The 15,855-nt window shown below is 30.5% G+C and carries 16 protein-coding genes and 2 pseudogenes; 15 read left to right on the forward strand and 3 right to left on the reverse strand.

Features of this window, described 5'->3' with window-relative positions; translation table 11 throughout:
* Positions 1 to 426: 426 nt before the first annotated feature.
* From FYJ33_RS03910 to FYJ33_RS03920, 3 genes and pseudogenes are all read left to right on the forward strand, one after another.
* Positions 427 to 996 (forward strand): annotated as a pseudogene (locus tag FYJ33_RS03910) (ATP-binding cassette domain-containing protein); the annotation flags it as partial.
* Positions 997 to 1,234: 238 nt separating this feature from the next.
* Positions 1,235 to 1,534 carry a hypothetical protein gene (locus FYJ33_RS03915; RefSeq protein WP_154530461.1) on the forward strand — a complete coding sequence of 100 codons (300 nt, stop codon included), beginning with the start codon at positions 1,235 to 1,237 and terminating at the stop codon, positions 1,532 to 1,534.
* A 21-nt stretch (positions 1,535 to 1,555) separates the two neighbouring features.
* Positions 1,556 to 2,359 carry a M20 metallopeptidase family protein gene (locus FYJ33_RS03920; RefSeq protein ID WP_328598650.1) on the forward strand — a complete coding sequence of 268 codons (804 nt, stop codon included), beginning with the start codon at positions 1,556 to 1,558 and terminating at the stop codon, positions 2,357 to 2,359.
* Positions 2,360 to 2,485: 126 nt separating this feature from the next.
* Here FYJ33_RS03920 and FYJ33_RS03925 read toward each other — a convergent pair whose 3' ends face one another.
* Entirely contained in the window at positions 2,486 to 3,511 is a 1,026-nt protein-coding gene (locus FYJ33_RS03925; protein WP_154530462.1) for a threonine aldolase family protein, read from the reverse strand.
* A 200-nt stretch (positions 3,512 to 3,711) separates the two neighbouring features.
* On the opposite strand from FYJ33_RS03925, the gene FYJ33_RS03930 reads away from it, so the two are divergent.
* From FYJ33_RS03930 to FYJ33_RS03940, 3 genes are all read left to right on the forward strand, one after another.
* A complete protein-coding gene (locus FYJ33_RS03930) occupies positions 3,712 to 4,662 on the forward strand; it encodes a flavodoxin domain-containing protein (RefSeq protein ID WP_154530463.1) in 951 nt (316 codons plus the stop codon).
* Positions 4,663 to 4,826: 164 nt separating this feature from the next.
* Positions 4,827 to 5,492 carry a response regulator transcription factor gene (locus FYJ33_RS03935; protein ID WP_154530464.1) on the forward strand — a complete coding sequence of 222 codons (666 nt, stop codon included), beginning with the start codon at positions 4,827 to 4,829 and terminating at the stop codon, positions 5,490 to 5,492.
* 1 nt (position 5,493) lies between these two features.
* Complete coding sequence (locus FYJ33_RS03940) at positions 5,494 to 5,910, forward strand: hypothetical protein (RefSeq protein ID WP_154530465.1); 417 nt, start codon at positions 5,494 to 5,496, stop codon at positions 5,908 to 5,910.
* Between the two features lie 2 nt (positions 5,911 to 5,912).
* Here the strand turns inward: FYJ33_RS03940 and FYJ33_RS03945 are convergent.
* A pseudogene (locus tag FYJ33_RS03945) lies at positions 5,913 to 7,231 on the reverse strand (IS701 family transposase).
* 159 nt (positions 7,232 to 7,390) lie between these two features.
* Here FYJ33_RS03945 and FYJ33_RS03950 point away from each other — a divergent pair.
* Positions 7,391 to 7,693 carry a DUF5661 family protein gene (locus FYJ33_RS03950; protein ID WP_154530467.1) on the forward strand — a complete coding sequence of 101 codons (303 nt, stop codon included), beginning with the start codon at positions 7,391 to 7,393 and terminating at the stop codon, positions 7,691 to 7,693.
* 47 nt (positions 7,694 to 7,740) lie between these two features.
* Here the strand turns inward: FYJ33_RS03950 and FYJ33_RS03955 are convergent, their stop codons facing one another.
* A complete protein-coding gene (locus FYJ33_RS03955; RefSeq protein WP_154530468.1) occupies positions 7,741 to 8,661 on the reverse strand; it encodes a fused DSP-PTPase phosphatase/NAD kinase-like protein in 921 nt (306 codons plus the stop codon).
* 155 nt (positions 8,662 to 8,816) lie between these two features.
* On the opposite strand from FYJ33_RS03955, the gene FYJ33_RS03960 reads away from it, so the two are divergent.
* The 8 genes from FYJ33_RS03960 (at position 8,817) to FYJ33_RS03995 (ending at position 15,798) form a co-directional block, all read left to right on the forward strand.
* A complete protein-coding gene (locus tag FYJ33_RS03960) occupies positions 8,817 to 9,677 on the forward strand; it encodes a S66 family peptidase (RefSeq protein WP_154530469.1) in 861 nt (286 codons plus the stop codon).
* 14 nt (positions 9,678 to 9,691) lie between these two features.
* On the forward strand, positions 9,692 to 10,798 hold the full coding sequence (locus FYJ33_RS03965; RefSeq protein ID WP_154530470.1) for an SLC13 family permease: 1,107 nt from the start codon (positions 9,692 to 9,694) through the stop codon (positions 10,796 to 10,798).
* Positions 10,799 to 11,176: 378 nt separating this feature from the next.
* Entirely contained in the window at positions 11,177 to 12,238 is a 1,062-nt protein-coding gene (gene rsgA, locus FYJ33_RS03970; RefSeq protein WP_154530471.1) for a ribosome small subunit-dependent GTPase A, read from the forward strand.
* 32 nt (positions 12,239 to 12,270) lie between these two features.
* Positions 12,271 to 13,407 (forward strand): glycerate kinase, encoded by a 1,137-nt coding sequence (locus FYJ33_RS03975; protein WP_154530472.1) that lies wholly within the window; start codon positions 12,271 to 12,273, stop codon positions 13,405 to 13,407.
* Between the two features lie 31 nt (positions 13,408 to 13,438).
* A complete protein-coding gene (locus FYJ33_RS03980) occupies positions 13,439 to 13,981 on the forward strand; it encodes a cysteine hydrolase family protein (protein ID WP_154530473.1) in 543 nt (180 codons plus the stop codon).
* Between the two features lie 14 nt (positions 13,982 to 13,995).
* A complete protein-coding gene (locus FYJ33_RS03985) occupies positions 13,996 to 14,613 on the forward strand; it encodes a DUF488 domain-containing protein (protein WP_268891442.1) in 618 nt (205 codons plus the stop codon).
* A 148-nt stretch (positions 14,614 to 14,761) separates the two neighbouring features.
* On the forward strand, positions 14,762 to 15,028 hold the full coding sequence (locus FYJ33_RS03990) for a DUF2087 domain-containing protein (RefSeq protein WP_277643253.1): 267 nt from the start codon (positions 14,762 to 14,764) through the stop codon (positions 15,026 to 15,028).
* A 2-nt stretch (positions 15,029 to 15,030) separates the two neighbouring features.
* The gene (locus FYJ33_RS03995; protein WP_154530475.1) at positions 15,031 to 15,798 is read left to right on the forward strand and encodes a DUF2087 domain-containing protein; all 768 of its coding nucleotides are present in this window, start codon (positions 15,031 to 15,033) and stop codon (positions 15,796 to 15,798) included.
* The last annotated feature ends 57 nt before the right edge of the window (positions 15,799 to 15,855 follow it).

The raw sequence follows: 15,855 nt of genomic DNA on the forward strand, positions 1-15,855 counted from the left end.
AACTGTAATATTATTGAAAAGTATTATTTTTACCACAATATTTGACATAATATGAAATGTAGTGTAATATATACAATATAATGTTGAAAGGAAGGTGAAAATTATGATACAGATTAAGATGCCATTAGCAGTGGTAAAGGCTCCAAACAATGATTCAAGTATGATGCATTGTGCGGAGCGTATCATAAGTCGCCTTTCTTTGAGGTAGAGTAAAAATTTGTATAATTCTATTATAATATAATTGTCTAGCTATAGTTTAGTTTTTGTACATTTTTTTACTGGCGTACTTATGAGATATAAAGGCTGGAAGCAGTGTATTATGCTTTCGGCCTTTTGTTTTTATATAATATTTTATGTAAAGCAGAAGGTATACATGAGAAATCGTGTAATCTTCTGCTTTTTTAATTATGAAGGGAGATAATAAATATGAGTTTATTAGAAGTAATGGGTTTATCACACTCATATGGTGATAAGCAGTTGTATACCAATGCATCCTTTGAATTATATAAAGGAGAGCATATGGGAGTAGTAGGACAGAATGGCGCAGGAAAAAGTACTCTGCTCAAAATATTAATGGGAGAAGTAGTACCTGATAATGGCTATATTAAGTGGCAGTCAAACATCAAGGTAGGAATTCTGGATCAGTATGCTCATATAATTGAAAATTATACTGTATTTCAGTATCTAAAAACTGCATTTAATGATTTATATGACGTTGAGAGAAAACTTAATGATGTCTATATGGAAATGGCATCTATCCAGAACGACAAATTAATGAAGAAAGCAGCTTATTATCAAGATGTTCTAGAAGAAAAAGATTTTTATAATATAGAAAGTAACATTGCTAAAGTTGCTACAGGTCTGGGTATAACAGCAATAGGTATGGATAAAATCTTAAAGGAACTCAGTGGTGGACAGAGAGCTAAGGTGATTCTTGCAAAACTTCTGCTTGAAAAACCAGATATCTTAATTCTTGATGAACCTACGAATTTTCTTGTTGTTTATTTTCCCAGGCTATTAATACGTAGTCTTTGTCTGTTTCCTTTTTTACAAGATCTTCAGCTTTCTTGATTGCTTCGTTTTCTTTTTCAGTAATGTCTGCAATTTTGTAATCCATGCTAATGCACCTCCTTATTATATTTCTTGTATTTAATTAAAAAATATACATTTTAGTAGTATCATAATGATTCTATAGTTATAATAAGTAATAGTCTTATATTAAAAGGAGAAAAATATGATAAAAAGTAGATTTTCCATAAGTGAAATAATAACAATAGTAATGAGTTTTGTTGAAAATATTGAGAAAACAGAAATTTATGGTATTGAAGATGAACAAATAGATCTTCCAATAGCCATAGAGAATAGAATAAATAATATGAATAATAAACTGTATAAAGATTTTGTAGATAAAATATCATATATTGCAGAAGAGGTGTATAAATTAAAAACAGGGGAACTTAATCAATTAAATATGATACATGGCGAAATAAAGTTATTGGCCTTGGAGTATTTAAAAGATTATTTAATTGAGTAGAATATTTTAAGGGAGAATACTATGGATATTATTAAGGAGACAAAAATAATAGGTAATTATATTATTGCGTTAAGAAAGTATTTCCATAGACATCCAGAGCTAAGTCTTAAAGAATTTGTTACATCAAAAAAAATAAAATCAGAATTAGACAAAATAAATGTACAGTATATTGAGACAGCAGGTACAGGTGTTGCGGCATTTATAGGAAATGGTAACGGACGTACTATTGCGCTGAGAAGTGATATGGATGCCCTTTTAATAAATGAAAAGACTGGACTTCCATATGAATCGGAGAATGAAGGAATTATGCATGCATGCGGCCATGATGCACATATGGCATCTTTATTAGGAGCTGCAATAATTCTTAAAAAATATGAAAATACACTTCCAGGAAGAGTTGTTCTTATATTTCAGCCAGCAGAAGAAAGCTCCCTAGGAGCAAAACTTATATCAGAAGAGGGAGTTCTTGATGATGTAGATGAAATATTTGGGCTTCATGTTTTTGGTGATATTGAATGTGGGAAAATATCAATTGAAAAAGGGCCGAGAATGGCTGCATCAAATAAGTTTGGTATCAGAATAAAGGGTAGATCTGGACATGCAGGAAAACCTAATCAATGTGTTGATGCAACAGTAGTCTGTGCGGCTATTATAATGAATCTTCAAACTATAATAAGCAGAGAAATAAATCCTTTAGATTCAGCAGTAGTAACGATAGGACATGTAAGCTCTGGAAAATGTCATAATGTAATTTCAGGCGAGGCTTTTATAGAAGGAACAGTAAGAAGTTTTTGGAGTATTTGCTTTTGTAGGTGCTGGCAATGAAGAACTTGGGAGGGATTACCCTAATCATAGTGAAAGATTTAATATTGATGAAAAAGCAGTACTAATAAGTACTGCCTTGTATGTTGCATATGCAATTGAAGCTTTAAGGAAAGAAAATCGAAAACATTAAAGATTGTTTAAAAATTCAATGAAATTTTCAACTTCAGTTTCATCAGTAGCCCATGAAGTTACAAGACGCAAAACAGAATTATTTTCATCTTCTTTTTTCCATAAAGTATAATTGTAATTATTACTTATTTTTTTAACGATATCATTTGGGAAAATAGGGAATATTTGATTGGTATCTGAGTCTATCATGAATTTATATCCTGCTTTAGTTATACCATCTTTAAGTTTCTTAGCCATTTTATTTGAGAAATCACCTAATTCAAAATAAAGGTTATCCTTGAACAACTCTAAGAACTGGATACCAAGAAGTCTTCCTTTTGCAAATAAAGCTCCTTTATTTTTTATGTTATATCTAAAATCTTCTTTAAGTGAATTATTGCATATCACAAGTGCTTCACCCATAAGTGCACCACATTTAGTTCCACCTATATAGAAGGCATCGCATAATCTTGGATAATCTGAAAGAGCAATATCATTTCCATCTGCACATAAAGCAGAAGCCAGTCTTGCACCATCAAGATATAAGAAAAGGTTATGTTTTCTGCAGCAGTCGCTTAATGATTTAAGTTCTGATTTACTATAGATTGTTCCAATTTCAGTTGGATTTGAAATATACACAAGCTTAGGTTTTACCATGTGTTCATCAGTATGTTCTGCAAGAACCTTTTCAATGTGGCATGCCTGTAGTTTGCCATCGTAAGTATCAGCAGCTGAAATTACCTTGTGACCTGTAGCTTCAATAGCTCCTGTTTCGTGAGTATTTATGTGACCTGTGCTTACAGCAATTGCTGCTTCATAAGGTTTAAGAAAAGAAGAAATTGCTGTAAGATTTGTCTGTGTACCACCAACAAGAAAATGTACATCAGCATCATTATAGTCCATTTTGTTTTTTATGTATTCTGCAGCTTTTAAGCAGTAATCATCGGTACCATAACCATCGGTCTGTTCCATGTTTGATTTTATCATAGCGTCAAGAATCCTTTTGTGAGCACCTTCGCTATAGTCATTTTTAAAACTATACATATATAATCCCCCAATCATTTTTGAAAATTCGGAATGAATTATTTAATATTTTATAATTATATCATTTAATATTAAATTTTTCATTTATTTATCAAATAAAACCCATTTTTAATGGCATCATATCTTTTGTGCAGAATAATGGTATAATATACTTAAATATCAATATAATTTAAAAATATTTATGAGGATGGGGAAGTATTATGGATAATAACTTAATATTATATGAAACTCATTATGGTTCTGCAAAGAAAGCAGGAGAAATATTTTCTTTAATATTAGGACATTCTAAAATATATGATATTAAAGATTATAATGGAGATTGTAAAGATTATGGAAGATTAATATTTATTTTTGGGTTTCATGGAAATGACACAGCAGATAAAATAGGAAGCTACATTTCAGCTAATAAAGATAGGATAAAGGATAAAAAAATAATATTAATAGGAGTCGGACTTGAAAAAAGTGATTTAAAGAACTATATAAAAAAGATTACAAATATAATGGGTAGAGATGCTGATTATATAGATTTTATACATGGCGAGTTAAGAATGAAAAATTTGACGCCTGAAGATAAGGATATACTTGAAGCCTTCTTTAATGAGAGTAATATTATTTTAACTGATATGGGTAAGTTTAAAGTAAGTGAAGTATGTGATATTGCACAGAAATTTTATTATTTATTAAAAGAGCAAGGCAGAAAAATAGAAGAAAAAGAACTATTAAAGATATGTTATAAGTATTTAAGTGAACATAACACATGTGCTTTAGCAACTGGAACTAATGGCTTTGTAAGATGTACACCTTTAGAGTATCTTTTAAAAGGTAAAGATTTTTATTTGATTACAGAAGGTGGCATGAAGTTTTATGGTATGCTTCAGAATAAGAATGTCTGTGTTTCTGTATTTGAAAGCTATAAAGGAATGGGAAAGCTGAAGGGTATGCAGCTGACAGGAATAGCAGAAAATGTTGAATATTTAAGTGATGAATATAATAATGTTATTAAGTTAAAAGGCTTGAAAGCAGAAGTATTAAAAAAGCTTCCTGTAAAACTTAATGTGATAAAGGTTAAGATAAGCAGGATAGAGTATCTTAACTCTGATTTTAAGAAAAAATGTTATAACATCAGTCAGATACTTGAGCTATCGGTATAATTTTATTCTACTAATAAAATTAACATCTCGATAACTGTGAATTTGTAGATTATTTCAAATTCCTGTTTATCGGGATTTTTTGTATTTTATCATTTTTTTATTGTCAAAGTGGATTTCTTTGGTAAAATGTAGTTAAGTATTCAGAAATAAGAGGAGGATATACTATGATTAGAATTTTGTTTTTAGAGGATGAACCTACCATACAGGATGTTACTGCTGAGTATATGAAAATGAAGAATTATGATGTTACTTGTGTAAAAGATGCTAAAGAAGCACTTTATAAGATAAAAAATGATAAATATGATTTAGCAGTTTTAGATATAAATGTACCCAAAGGAAGTGGATTGGATGTGCTGGAGTATATTAAAAGCAGCAACAGTAGCACAGCAACTATAATGCTTACTGCATTAGGTGATGAGGAAACACAGATTCGAGCATTTAATATGAATGCAGATGATTATGTTGTAAAACCTTTTTCACCTATTTTACTATTGAAAAGGATTGAGGCGGTTTTGAGAAGAACTATTAATCAAAACAGTGAGGTTCTTAAGAAAGATGGTTTATTTATTAAAGATGATTCGTATGAAGTATATTATAATAATGTGTCTTTAAAGTTAACATTAAGTGAATTTCTTCTTTTGCAGACTCTAATGAAGGAACCTCAACGTGCTTTTACAAGAGAACAACTGATACTTAGGATATTTGATGATGAGTATTGTGGTAATGATAGGATTATTGATGCACATGTAAAAAATATTAGAAAAAAACTTCCTAAAAATTATATAAAAACTGTAAACGGGATAGGATACCAGTTTAATAAGGAGGCATAATATGAATTTGTCTAAAAAAACATTTACCTACAGCAGTATAATGGCAGCGTGTATTGTAGTAATAGTTCTGGGGTATTTTATATTGATGCTTCCATCGCTTTATGTGAATTATATGGAAAGACTTAATTATGATTCGATAAAGGAGGTGCAGAAAGTTTACCTCAGAGATAGATGCTATAAAAATGTGAAGTCCAGGAATCCAACATCTACATGTACAGTATCTATTCCTAAGAACAAGGATGAAATTAAAGTAGAAAATGCACTGGGAACTATTGATGCTATTATTTATGATCAGGATATAAAAAACATCCTTAATGAAGGCAGAAAGATTTTCTCAAAATCTTTTGATGGAGAGAAACTTAAAGATTCCGAGTTTGATAAATTAAAAGAATGTGGAAATAACACCACTTTACAATAAAATTAGCTGACTTCGTCTTGCAAAGCAAAGTAATTAATAGCATCTTTAATTGTTATAATATTTTTTACAGATTGTAGTGTTTTCAACAACTTATCAATAAATAATTCCTTGAGAATGCCTTCTGACAAGTGATATTTAAATTCTTGTGGACTTTGAAATTGATATTTAGAAAATTGCTCATTTATAAAAGGTAAAGTAATACACATGGTATAGGCTACCCCTAGTAAATTGACATACTTCTCTATACCAGCTTTACTTATTACCATATAATTACTAAACGACCAAAAAGTTTTTTGTTGATAAAATATTACTTCAATATTCCAACGAATTTTGTAAATATTATAAATTGTTTTATCAAGTTTATCAGAATCATTTGCTGTTGAATTATCAAAACTATTGATATCATCAGGATTTATTGTGCTCATATATAAACGTACAGACTTGAAAGTCTCTATGTCGGTAGTAGTAACTGTTATATACACAATTTTATCTGTCAAATTTGTTTTTGCTTGTGTATGAGCTATAAAATATTTGCCGTCTTTAACATAATCAAGAGTTTTATAATTAATTCTATGACCTCTTTTTCTAGGACGGCCTCTTTTTCCTGTATGTTTTTCATATGAAACTTCATACATCACAGTATCCGAACGCAAAGCACCTAAAACATTTATATTTGCAAATTTTTCAATTTCATCTATAAATGGCTTTTTAGTATACCAAGAGTCACATGTAACTATGACTTGATATTCTTCAAGTGCAGGGGCAACGGATGCTACCATATCAGCAGCTAATTTTAATTTTGTTTTTGATTTATCGTAGAGTTTGTATTGCACTGGAATTTTAATATAATGAATTTTTTTATTATACATTACTGGAATAGCCATAGCTAAACATACAAAACAATGCCCATTTAAATAATTAGATCCGTTTTTACTTGTATGATCAAATAGCTTACTATAACAATCAAAATGTTTTCCAAATTTACTTTGAAGTGTATCATCAACTATTAAATAAATAGTTATATTATCTTTTAATTCATTTGGAATAAGCTTTATTAAAATGTTGATAGTTGCTATCGCTAACTCGGTTATATTAAAATTCTTTTCTGATAAGAAATAGTAAAATCTATTTAAGCAGACATTCCAATACTTTCTTATAAATTTATCATAAAGTAATTTTATAGACTTAGCTTCTTGCATATATAGAATTGAGATTACTATTATTTGAAAGTTATCAAAGCTTCGTTTATAAAAAATACTTTTATATGCAGTTAATATTTTTTTAATGTATTAATTAGTGAATTATTACCAATACTATTCATAGAACCAAACACCGTCCTTACAAAAGAGTTTGTTTGTTATGCTTAGTTTGTACAGGAAACGGTTTTTGGTTCGTTGTATTTTATGGTAATTTAATTACTTGTAAAGTGGTGTTAAGTTAATCATAACATGAAATATAACAATTATGAGGATAAATTTATATGAGGATGCGTAATCTTTTTAGAAAAGAGACTCAGAGTAAGATGTTTACAACTTCAGAAGCTAAAGAAATTGCCAAGAAATTAGGAATAGATTTTTCAAAGGAAAAATTTGATCTTTCACAGTTTACAATAGGGGTTAACGTAGAATTAGAACATGGCAGGAAATCTGAGAAAACAAATGTTACTAATGATAATCCTATTTTGACTGGCAAGATTGCACTGGCACATCTTATGGAGTTTCCAGATTATTATACAAGGCTTACTAAGCTTGAAGAAGAAGCCAAAGCTGACTGGAATAAATAAAGTTAAAAGAGCTGTTTACAATCATAAACATTGTAAACAACTCTTTTTTATATGTGTAGTTTTATCCAGTTGCTCCATGATGGATTGTTATCTTTGGCATTTGATTTGCAGTATTCATAAAACTTTGATAAAAATACAAATTCTTTACCCTGACTGAATTCTGCTTTAGTTTCTTCTTTAAATGAAACTGGGAAGTTAACCTGTCTTGTAATAATATCATCTAGAGATACATAGTTACAGTTTTTGATGATATCATACATGATCATAAATGTTGTTGTTCTGCCAACGCCTTCCTTGCAGTGGAAATGAAGCCATGAGTTCTTTGACTGGTTTTTTACTAGATTAAGAAAATAATCGACTGCTGAATTATCAGGCAAATCAAAGTCGGTAACAGGTATTCTTATATAGGAAAGGCCATTACTTTTAACAAGTGTTTCTTCAGTATATGTTACTGTTGGGGTTATAGTAACATCGGGACGATTATAGAAAGTGAGTGGTTTATTAAGCGGAACGCTCTTTAATAGTTTATTTTCCCTCATATTTATCTGAGATAGGTTTAAACCAGCATTAGCATTATCACGTGCATTAGCCCAGCTTATAGGAAGTTCGTTTATAAAGCCATGTGATTCCTGTCTTAAATCAATATCTGTAATTTTGTAAGGTGATTTTATAGCATCTACAAGCAGTGGAAGATTAGTTTTTGAAAACTGTTCACTGCCTGATATATTTAATGTGCTCATACCCTTGGTATTGATATTTGTGTTATTAAATACTGATAAGTCAGCTGTAGTCCTGAAATGTGTTGGGAGTTGGTCAAAACGCATTATATCAAGAATTAGATGAATTTCATCACTATTAGTATCACTTAGATTATTGCTTTTGCCTTCAGAAGCAGCTCCTAATAAGAATAAGCATAGAAATATACATGATAGTAATGCGATTATTTTTTTCCTATTCTTTTTATTCAATAATCTTCATCTCCTAAAAAATAATTTCTTGTTTATTTATATATTTTGGCTAAGTATTCTCAATTTTATGATTTGCATAATTAATGTTTTTATGTATATTCTTTAGTCAGTATATGATGTAAAATAATAAATGGATTGTTTTAGGAGGAGATAATATGAAGAAACTGCATATAGGCGATAAAGTCGCATTAGTAGCTAATTCTAATGGATTATATAAAGAAAATGCTGAAAAGGTTGAAAGACTGACAGCGGTACTTACTGATATGGGGCTTGATGTTCAGAAATCAAAGTATATTTATGCTGAAAATTCAATTTTTAATGGAACAGGAAAAGAACGAGCATCTGAACTTATGAGTTTTTTTGAGGATAACAGTATAAAAGCTGTGTTTGATATTTCAGGTGGTGATGTTGCTAACCAGGTTATTGGATATCTTGATTTTGAAAAAATAAAAAATAACAAAAAGATGTTTTTTGGGTATAGTGATCTTACTGTAATATTGAATTCATTATATTCTCAATGTGGATTGGAAACTTATCTGTATCAGATAAGGAATCTTGTTTCTGATAACGCAGAAAAACAGATAGCAGAATTCAAAAAGACATTTATGAATGATGAGGAAACACTTTTAGACTTTGATTATAAATGGCTTAAAGGAAAATCTATGCATGGGGTAGTTGTAGGTGGAAATATAAGATGTTTTTTAAAGCTTGCTGGTACAAAATATATGCCTGATTTTACAGACAAAATATTATTTATTGAAAGTCTTGGCGGAGATGTAGCGAAGATGGCTACATTCCTTGCACAATACAAAATGATGGGTGTCTTTGATAAGATTAAGGGAATAATACTTGGAACATATACAGAAATGCAGAGAAAAGAATATAGACCTTCTATAGAAGAACTTGTTCTAGAAGCTATTGGTGAGAGAAACATACCTATAGCAAAAACAGAAATGATAGGCCATGGCACAGATTCAAAGTGTATTGTTATTGGCAGAGACATTAAATTAGAGTAATGAAGAGGGATTATATGAAAATAGAAAAAATTAAAAAATATATCAAAGACGAAACTGTACTTGTAATTGCAGTCCTTTTGGCATGTGTAACATCTGTGTTTTCGTTGCCCAAAATTGAATACATAGATTTCAAAGTGCTGATTACTCTTTTTAACCTGATGATAATAGTTGCGGCATTCAGGAAAATGAATGTGCTTGATTATATAGCAGTATCAGTAGTTAGCAGGTGTAAAAGTTACAGGACGGTGTATTTATCACTTGTCTTTATAACTTTTATATCATCAATGTTTGTTACAAACGATGTGGCACTTCTGACATTTGTGCCGATTACACTGATCATTGGTGAGAAAATAGATATTGATGTTATTAAGACTGTGGTGCTGCAGACAATAGCAGCTAATCTTGGCAGCAGCTTTACACCAATGGGTAATCCACAGAATATTTTTGTATATAATTTCTATAATATTAAAACATCTGAATCTTTCAGGATTACATCAGTAATAGTCTTATTATCAGTGATTTTTCTAGTATTCTTTATACTCAGGGGAAAGAATGAAAGTATTGAACTGACATTTAATAAAATAAACATTAAAAGTAAGTCAAAGCTAGCTATTTTTTCAGTTGTTTTAATTATAATATTGTTATCTGTATTTCATGTATTAGATTATAGAATAGCTTTTGCTGTTACAGTTGTGTCTGTACTTATTATGGATAGGTCACTGATAACAAGAGTTGATTATTCACTGTTGATAACATTTGTGGGATTCTTCATTTTTGTCGGCAACATTTCAAATATGCCTGCAGTAAAATCATTTATGGGGGGAATTCTCAAAAGTGCAGATAATACTTTCTGGGCAGGGCTTATTTCCAGTCAGTTTATCAGCAATGTACCGGCAACTATGCTTTTATCAGGATTCACCGGCTATTATAAAGAACTGCTTCTTGCAGTTAATATCGGAGGATTAGGAACGCTTATTGCATCGCTTGCCAGTGTAATTTCGTACAAGCTTTATGTTAAAGAATATGGTGAAACTTCAGGAAAGTATATGAGGGTATTTTCACTGTATAATTTTTTGGGCCTAATATTATTTGCGGTAGCAGCAAAATTAATCTTGATTTAAGATATAGCAAAAAATGTATTTACATCATATGTTAAAGGTGGTAAAATCAAATTGTATTTATTTTATAGCATTAGAGATGATGCTTGAAAGGAGTTGTTTTAGAATGAAAAAGAATATAAAGGTGATTAATATCTAAAACTTAATATTTACAGAAATACGGAATGAAGCTGTATTTTTGTGTTTAAAGACCTTTCACAAATAAATGCTGTAAAAAGAAAAATAAAATGGGGTTAATATCCATAGTTGGCAGCCTATTTAATGAGGGCTGTTTACTATGGATTTTTTATACCCATTTTTATTAGTTAAAGGAGGAGTGTATTATGAGAAAATTTAGTTTTTGTATAGAAAAGAGATACTTTAATTTTATGGAGGAATTTGATGAATAATATTAATTTAGAAGAATTTGGATATAGTGATTTTTATAAAAGACAAGTTGAGGAAATGAATATAGATGATAAAGATATTGTTCCAGCAAGAGTAATTGAAGTGCATAAGGAACAGTATAAAGTAATAAGCCGTTTTGGGGAAAAGTCTGCAAAGCTTAAGGGCTCATTATTTTATAATGACAGTTTTGAGAATGAGTATCCAACTGTTGGAGATTTTGTTCTAGTAAAGTATAATCCTATGGGTGATGACGTAATCTATGAAGTGTTAAAGAGAAAAAGTAAATTTTCTCGTCTTGATTCATGGAATCTGAAAGAACAGATTGTTGCGGCTAATTTTGATTATGTATTTATAGTTGTATCAATGAATTATGATTTTAATATAAAGAGGATAGAAAGGTATATAGCTTGTGCATGGCAGAGCGGAGGAACTCCTGTTATAATTCTAACTAAGTGTGATTTATGCAGTGACTATTCTGAAATGATAGAGAAACTTAATGAAATAGCCTTTGGTATAGATATATTTGCAGTAAGCTCTTATACTGGTTACGGTATTGATGAACTTAAGAAATATATAAAGCGCAATAAGACACTTGTACTTCTTGGTTCGTCAGGCGTTGGTAAATCATCATTAACTAATACATTGGCAGGTAAAGAAATAATGAAAGTTAATGATATAAGAGAAGATGATAGTAAAGGAAGACATACAACTACACATAGACAGATGATTTTTGTTAGCGATGGAAATATGGTAATTGATACTCCTGGGATGAGAGAAATGGGATTATGGGATGCTGAAAATGGTATGGATGAGACTTTCAGCGATATTGAAGAATTGGCACATAATTGTAAATTTAGTGATTGTACTCATAACAGTGAGCCAGGCTGTGCAGTGAGAAAGGCGCTACAAGAGGACACTTTATCTAAAGAAAGATTTAAAAATTATTTGAAGCTTCAGAAAGAAGTTAAGTTTGCGATGGAGAAAGAAAAAAGAAAACTTAAATCAAGAGAATTCAACAATAGAAAGAAAAAAATGAAGCTTAAGTGGAGAGCATAGAAAATAAGTTATTTAAAGGAGAAGAATAAATTATGAAGTTTGTTTTAGCGCCAGATTCATTTAAGGAGAGCATGACATCTAAAGAGGTCTGTAATGCAATTACTGAGGGAATAAGGAAAGTATTTAGCAATGCAGAGATAATAGCAGTTCCGATGGCTGATGGTGGTGAAGGCACAATGCAGTCTATGATTGACAGTACAAATGGAACGATTTATTCTGAAATAGTAAAAGGCCCGTTAGGAAGAGATATTAAGGCACAGTTTGGAATACTTGGCGATAAGAATACAGCAATAGTTGAAGCTGCAGAAGCATGTGGCTTGCAGCTTGTAGATAAATCATTAAGAAATCCGTTAATTACAACAACTTATGGTGTTGGACAGCTTATTAAGTCTGCGCTTGATATGAATATCAATAAATTAATCATTACGCTTGGAGGGAGCTCAACTAATGATGGAGGAGTAGGGATGCTTCAGGCTCTTGGTGTCAAATTTCTTGATGAAAAAGATGAAGAAATATCATTTGGAGGGGCTTTCCTTTCTAAGATACGCAAAATTGATATTAGCATGATTGATAAGAGAATTAAGAATATTGAGATAAAGGCAGCCTGTGATGTTAAAAATCATCTTACTGGAGATAAGGGCGCAAGCAGAGTGTTTGCGAAACAAAAAGGTGCATCAGAGGAAGACATAGTTATGCTTGATAATAATTTAAAACATTATGCGAATGTGGTAAAAGAACAGTATGGAATTGACATTGATAATGTTGAAGGTGCTGGCGCTGCTGGAGGATTAGGCGCTGCTGTTACTGGATTCTTAGGCGGAAAGCTAGAAAATGGCTTTAGTATAGTTTCTCAGTGCTGCAATTTAGAATCAAAGATGAAAAATGCAGATTTCGTCATTACAGGTGAAGGAAGTATTGATTCACAGACAAAAGAGGGCAAGACACCTTATGGAGTTGCAAAAACTGCTAAGAAGTTTTATATACCTGTGATAGCATTATGTGGCAGATCAGGAGAAGGAATAGAAGAATTATATGAAGAGATTGATTCAATTGTATGTATAGTTCCGGGAGCTGTAGCTCTTGAAGATGCACTTAAAAATGGTAAAATTAATATAACGAGGACAATGGAGAATATCTGTAGAATAATAAAAATTTCAAAGAATTTATAAAATAATAGTTAAGAGATAGGAGAGAATATAAATGAAAAAGTTACTTGTAGTTGTAGATTATCAGAATGATTTTGTAGATGGATCATTGGGATTTGAGAAAGCAGCCACTTTAGAAAAGGGTATCGTTACTAAAATCCAACAGTATTTGAATGAGGGTCATAGTGTTTTATTTACCTATGATACTCATCATGAAGATTATTTGAATACTAGGGAAGGTAAGAAACTCTCTGTACTTCATTGTGTTGAAGGTACTTATGGACATGAATTGTATGGAAAACTTAATCAATATAAAGATGCAGAAAATACTATTCATATAAACAAATTTTCTTTTGGAATGTCATCTGAAAACATTGAAGAGTTATCAAATCAGATTGGTAGCAATGTTGATGAAATAGAGATAGTTGGAGTAGTTACCAATATGTGTGTAATCAGCAATGTTGTAGTACTACAGTCTCAATATATGAACGCAGAAATTATAGTAGATGCATCTTTATGTGCAAGTTTTGATGATGAACTTCATGAAAAGGCTCTTGATGTTATGTCAGCAATGCAGGTTAAAGTAATAAATAGGTAAGGATTATACTGAAATTGTCGGAAATTTATACCATAGGACATTCTAATTATTCTTTTGATAAACTTGTAGAAATGCTAAAAAAGTATGAAGTTAACTGTGTCATTGATATAAGAGCTGTTCCGTATTCAAAATACAATGATCATTTTGATAAGGAAATAATAAAGTATTCTTTAAATAAGGCAGGATTAACATATATTTATATGGGTTATGAATTTGGCGCAAAAAGAGATAATAGATCCACATATAATGAAATGGGATACTGTGACTTTAATAAGCTGATATTTGATGATCAATTCTTAAAAGGCATAGATAGATTGAAAAAAGGGTTACAGAAAGGATATAAAATAGCACTGCTTGGTGCAATGAAGGAACCGATAAGATGTCCAAGGAGCATTCTTCTTGGAAGATATCTTGAGGATATAGGAATTAGAGTTAAACATATTGTTCATAGCGGGGAAATTAAGACTCAGGTAGAAATAGAACACATGCTTCTTGAAAAGTATTTTCCAGACAGAAATCAGATTACTATTGAGGATCTAATTGGAACGAAAAGAACTGAAAAAGAAATGATTGAGGAAGGTTACAGGATTGCAAACAAAGAAATAGGATATAGATTGGAACACAAAAAGTAAGTATTAAAATAAAAAGGCTTCTGTATTAAATGCAGAAGCTTTTTTTACATGCATATAACAAACAATAATGTAAAATGTTTGCCACTGTATAGACAAATTCAAGAAAAGATTGTAATATATAATTATGAAATTAATGGGGGACGATATTGTGGTAAAATTAGAAAGGTATATCGATGAAAATGGTATAATTAATGTATGGCCTAAAAAGCATGAAGCAAAGGAAGCTGTTTTACAGTATTTGAGTACTAAGTTTGAAGAAGACAGGGACTATACTGAAAAAGAAGTAAACAGCATTATTGATAAATATCATAGCTTTAATGATTATTTTCTGCTTAGAAGAGGGCTTATCGATTATAAGATGCTGAAGAGAACAAGAGATGGTTCTAGGTATTGGAAAGAACAAATGGAGGAATAAATATGTATAAGGATAATGAAAGATTCTGGAATTCATCGGTTGATGATATAAAAAAAGGTTACAGTGAAGATGACAACAGTTATACATGTCTTATATGCAATAAAAAATTTATTAAAGGTAGAATATACAAATATGTTGATGAACTATATGATTCAAAAAAGTCAGTAGAAATTCATATTCAAAAAGAGCACAAGTCTATGCTTGAGTATCTTTTAAGTATGAATTCAAGTTTTACTGGTCTTTCAGCTGTTCAGACTGAAATTATAAAGATGTTTGCGCAGAACATTTCAGATAAAGAGATAGCTACAAAATTAGATGTTGCGCAGTCAACAATTAGAAATCATCGATACAAACTTAGAGAAAAAGAAAAGCAGGCTAAGATATTCTTATCTATAATGCAGCTTTTATCAGAGGATACTAAGGAAGGTATCAATATTCTTGATAATGGCTTTATATGTGATGCTCATAAAACAGCTACTACATTAGATGATAGATTTAATATTACTGATGTTGAAAAAACAAAAGTAAAGGCATCTTATTTTAATAAAGATGGTACATTAAAGAATTACCCATCAAAAGAGAAGAAGAAGATAATAATTCTTGAAAAAATCTGCGAAAGCTTTGAAAAGAATAAAAATTATAATGAGCAGCAGGTCAACGAAATAATAGAAAGGATATATAAAGATTATGCTACAGTACGAAGAGCTTTGATCGAATATGGATTCTTAGGAAGAAGCACAGATTGCTCAGTGTACTATCTAAAAATATAGAATTAAATTATTTTGAAACTCCTTTAATGGAGTTTCATTCATAATTCATCATTTTGT

This window comes from Inconstantimicrobium porci, assembly GCF_009696465.1.
GTDB lineage: Bacteria > Bacillota > Clostridia > Clostridiales > Clostridiaceae > Inconstantimicrobium > Inconstantimicrobium porci.

Excerpts from the sequence above, each read along its gene's own strand:
- FYJ33_RS03930 (WP_154530463.1), top strand. The coding sequence starts at position 3,712 with ATGGATAATAACTTAATATTATATGAAACTCATTATGGTTCTGCAAAG.
- FYJ33_RS03975 (WP_154530472.1), top strand. The coding sequence starts at position 12,271 with ATGAAGTTTGTTTTAGCGCCAGATTCATTTAAGGAGAGCATGACATCT.
- FYJ33_RS03950 (WP_154530467.1), top strand. The coding sequence starts at position 7,391 with ATGAGGATGCGTAATCTTTTTAGAAAAGAGACTCAGAGTAAGATGTTT.
- FYJ33_RS03925 (WP_154530462.1), bottom strand. The coding sequence starts at position 3,511 with ATGTATAGTTTTAAAAATGACTATAGCGAAGGTGCTCACAAAAGGATT.
- FYJ33_RS03935 (WP_154530464.1), top strand. The coding sequence starts at position 4,827 with ATGATTAGAATTTTGTTTTTAGAGGATGAACCTACCATACAGGATGTT.
- FYJ33_RS03980 (WP_154530473.1), top strand. The coding sequence starts at position 13,439 with ATGAAAAAGTTACTTGTAGTTGTAGATTATCAGAATGATTTTGTAGAT.
- FYJ33_RS03920 (WP_328598650.1), top strand. The coding sequence starts at position 1,556 with ATGGATATTATTAAGGAGACAAAAATAATAGGTAATTATATTATTGCG.
- FYJ33_RS03960 (WP_154530469.1), top strand. The coding sequence starts at position 8,817 with ATGAAGAAACTGCATATAGGCGATAAAGTCGCATTAGTAGCTAATTCT.
- FYJ33_RS03915 (WP_154530461.1), top strand. The coding sequence starts at position 1,235 with ATGATAAAAAGTAGATTTTCCATAAGTGAAATAATAACAATAGTAATG.
- rsgA (WP_154530471.1), top strand. The coding sequence starts at position 11,177 with ATGAATAATATTAATTTAGAAGAATTTGGATATAGTGATTTTTATAAA.
- FYJ33_RS03940 (WP_154530465.1), top strand. The coding sequence starts at position 5,494 with ATGAATTTGTCTAAAAAAACATTTACCTACAGCAGTATAATGGCAGCG.
- FYJ33_RS03995 (WP_154530475.1), top strand. The coding sequence starts at position 15,031 with ATGTATAAGGATAATGAAAGATTCTGGAATTCATCGGTTGATGATATA.
- FYJ33_RS03965 (WP_154530470.1), top strand. The coding sequence starts at position 9,692 with ATGAAAATAGAAAAAATTAAAAAATATATCAAAGACGAAACTGTACTT.